The 3,306-nt window shown below is 72.3% G+C and carries 3 protein-coding genes and 1 pseudogene; all 4 read right to left on the reverse strand.

The features are described from left to right. Nucleotides 1-600: pseudogene (locus AOK00_RS35475) on the reverse strand (sensor histidine kinase); the annotation flags it as partial. Between the two features lie 95 nt (nucleotides 601-695). Beyond that, nucleotides 696-1,784 (reverse strand): pyridoxal-phosphate dependent enzyme, encoded by a 1,089-nt coding sequence (locus tag AOK00_RS35480; protein ID WP_055604219.1) that lies wholly within the window; start codon nucleotides 1,782-1,784, stop codon nucleotides 696-698. Then, the gene (locus tag AOK00_RS35485) at nucleotides 1,705-2,793 is read right to left on the reverse strand and encodes a GHMP family kinase ATP-binding protein (protein WP_055604220.1); all 1,089 of its coding nucleotides are present in this window, start codon (nucleotides 2,791-2,793) and stop codon (nucleotides 1,705-1,707) included. Before AOK00_RS35485 ends, AOK00_RS35480 begins: the two co-directional genes overlap by 80 nt. Further along, on the reverse strand, nucleotides 2,790-3,306 hold a 517-nt coding region (locus AOK00_RS35490), incomplete at its 5' end, for a Rossmann-like domain-containing protein (RefSeq protein ID WP_254047629.1). The genes AOK00_RS35490 and AOK00_RS35485, both read right to left, overlap by 4 nt.

Raw genomic sequence — 3,306 nt, forward strand, 5'->3', positions numbered from 1 at the left:
CAGGCGCTGGCGTTCGGCGAGCGTGCCCTCACGGCGCTCGGTCGCGGCGAGTTCTCGCCGGGTGCGGATCAGGTCGTCGATCAGCTCGCGCCGGCGCCGCGCCTGGCGGTCCATCTGGACGAAGACCGCGACGGCGATCGCGGCGATCGCCGGTGGCGCGAGGAACACGTCGACGTCCAGCCGGCCGGCCAGCCGCAGGTGGGCGGTCACCGAGGCCGCGGTGATCAGCGCGATGAGCGCGATCGCGGCCGGTGGACGCAGGGTGCGCAGGCCGACGAAGAAGAGCGGGACCGCACACCAGCCGAAGCTCGGCGCAAGCCAGACCAGCGCCATCCAGACGGCGACGACCGCCCCGAGCCAGACGTAGCGGCGCTTCGTCGGGCTGGGGCCCAGGAATGGTTCGACGACATAGAGCACCGCCAGGGCGGCGGAGAGGACGATGACCCAGGGGGCGAGGTTCTCGCCGGTGTGCCGGATCAGGAAGCGGGTGAGGGCGGAGCCCAGGAGCAGGAGAAACGCCACGTACAGCAGAATCCGGAGCCACCCGTCGCCCTGTTCCGTGGTCTCCTCGCCGTAACCGCCACCACCGTTCCGCACCATTCCATGCTTTCCGCATCCATCGGGTGAACAGCACAGCAGACATCCCATAGTGGCGTACGGGGGTGGGCTCCTGGGCCTGGGCCGGGGCCGGGGTGTTACGCGGCGAGTGGTGGGGTCGGGGTGCGGTTCCAGGGCATCCGGGACCAGGGAAGGGCGAGTTCGGTCTGGTCGGCGATGTCCCGGGGAGCGAGGTGGGCGAGAGGTGTCGCCTCACGGTGGCGCGTGTAGACGGTGTCGGTGTAGCGGTGGCCGGTGTCGGGGGCGATGAAGAGGACGGTGCGTTCGGGGTCGCGGTCGTGTTCGTGTCGGGCGGCGAGGTAGGCCGCGCCGGTCGACAGGCCCGCGAAGACGGCGTGGCGGCGCAGGAGGTCGACGGCACCGGAGAGGGCGGCGTCGAAGGAGATCCAGTGGAGGGTGTCGTACAGCTCGTGCGACACGTTTCCGAACGGGATGGAGCTCCCGATGCCCGCGATGATGATCTCGGGATCGGAGGTGTGCTGGGCGCCGAAGGTGAGGCTGCCGTAGGGCTGGACGCCGACGAGTTCGACGTCGGCCGGGGCGGCGCATGTCGAGGGGGCGCTTGTCGGGGCGGCGCCGGTCGAGGCGGCGCCTGAAGCATTGCCCGGCGCGTCGCCCGAGGCGTCGCGCAGGTAGCGGGTGAGGGCGCCCGTGGAGGCGCCCGATCCCACTCCGCCGACGACGGTGAGCCGGTCCGTGCCCGTCTCCTCGCGGATGCGGTCGGCGACGGCACGGTAGCCGAGGTAGTGGATGTCGTCGTGGTACTGCCGCATCCAGTGGTACTCGGGGTGTGCGGCGAGGATCTCGTGGATCCGCTCGACGCGTCGCTTCTGGTCGAGTTTGAGGTCGTCGCAGGGTTCCATCTGTTCGAGCGTGGCGCCGAGTACGGCGAGCTGGGTGCGCAGCGTCCTGTCGACCGTCGTGGAGCCGACGACGTGGCAGTGCATGCCGTGCCGGTGGCAGGCCAGGGCGAGGGCGTACGCGTAGATCCCGCTGGAGCTGTCGAGCAGGGTGTCCCCGCGCCGTACGACTCCGGTGTCGAGGAGGTGGCGTACGGCGGCGAGCGCGGAGACCACCTTCATGGTCTCAAAGCGCAGGCAGACGAGACGGTCGTCGAGACGTATCAGGTCGGGCCGGCCGATCGCCTCGGCGATGTGCTGGTCCATGGAGCGACTCCTTGGTGGTGAACGTGCGGGTGGTGGGGATGCCGTGGGTGTTCAGGGCGCGGCGGCAGGCGCGTACGCGATGGCTCAGGTCCCCGGGTGCGGCCGGGTCGAACAGGACGCCTGCCACGGCGCCGCTGTGCGCGATCTGCACGCCCGCTGCTCCGGATCGCCGGGCGATCGCGGTCAGCGTCTCGAACTCCGGGTGACTGAGCGTTTGCTGGCCGCGTCGTGCGCTGGCCGTCGCGACGTGACCCAGGAGTCGTACGTCCCCCGTGGCGATCGCTCGGCCCAGGAGGGCGCGCAGCCGCTCGTACTCCTGGACGTCTGCGTCGGTGGCCTGCCTTACGGGCAGGGCGAGGGTGTCGACGGGCGCTCCCCCACCGAGGACGCAGCCCACGACGACCAGGGGCGGGAGGGCCGGACCCAGGACGTCCAGGATCCGGCCCTCCCGCTGGGCGAAGAGCACCGGGCGGGCGTCGAGCATCAGCGGATCACTGGCCCGTTCCGCGCGGACGGCGATGCGGGCGACGGTGTCGGAGGTGAGGCGAAGCCCGTACGAGTCGGCGACCGCGCGGACCGTCGCGATCACGTCGCTGGTGGAGCTGCCCATGCCCAGTCCCACCGGTACGTCGCCGGTGAGCCGCAACTGCCCCCCGCTGGGCGGCAGTCCGGTCTGTCGCGCGCACTCCGTCACCGCGAGGCCCGCCGCGCGTGCGGCCTTCCCCCGGTCGGCGGGGACGACCGTGAGCGCCTCGGGCGGTGTGCCGGGCCGACGGACGAAATCGGCCCGGCTGCCGGGGCCGGCCAGGGGGAGAGTGACGAGGCCGGCGCACCTGCGTCCGTCGGCGTCGAGGAAGACGCCCTGGAGGAGTTCGCCGTGGTGACAGGGGGCACGGCCGGTTCCGGCACCGGTGCCGCTGGCTGGGGCGGCACCGGCTCCGCTCCCGGCGTCGAGCGCCGCCGGGTGGGTCGCCCGTGGGGCGCCGGCCCGGTGCGTGGCGGGGGTCATGCGCCGTCCACCGTGCGGTAGCGGTACAGGACGGTCTCCTCCGCGCTGAACTGGGAGAAGGGGAACGGCTCCGCCGACAGGGCGGTCACTCCCGAGCCGAGGAAGGCACGGGCGACGGCGCTGCCGCTCTGCGCGTACACGATCAGCGGGATGCCACGGTGCCGGCAGCGCTCCAGGATCGTGTCGAACGAACCGTTGCTCAGGGTCATTCCCGTGGCGACGACCGCGTCGGCGCGGTCGAGCACCTCGTGCATGTCGTCGGTGACGGGATCGCCCCACTGGGTCGTCCTGAGGTTGAAGTCGCAGGGCAGGGGTTCGCCGCCGCGCTCGCGGATCGCCGCGACCAGCGGGTTGACCACACCGATGAGGCCCACCTTCGCGCCCTCCTCGATGTCGAGCAGACCGGCGATGGCCGCGTCGCGGGCCCTCGCGCGGATCTCAGGAGTGCCGCTCGGGAGGCCGACCGGCTCGGCGTCCCCTTCTTCGGCGGCGGCCCGGTGCGGTCGTGCGTGG

Origin of the sequence: Streptomyces aureus (assembly GCF_001418135.1) — a bacterium.
GTDB lineage: Bacteria > Actinomycetota > Actinomycetes > Streptomycetales > Streptomycetaceae > Streptomyces > Streptomyces aureus_A.

Excerpts from the sequence above, each read along its gene's own strand:
- AOK00_RS35485 (WP_055604220.1), bottom strand. The coding sequence starts at position 2,793 with ATGACCCCCGCCACGCACCGGGCCGGCGCCCCACGGGCGACCCACCCG.
- AOK00_RS35480 (WP_055604219.1), bottom strand. The coding sequence starts at position 1,784 with ATGGACCAGCACATCGCCGAGGCGATCGGCCGGCCCGACCTGATACGT.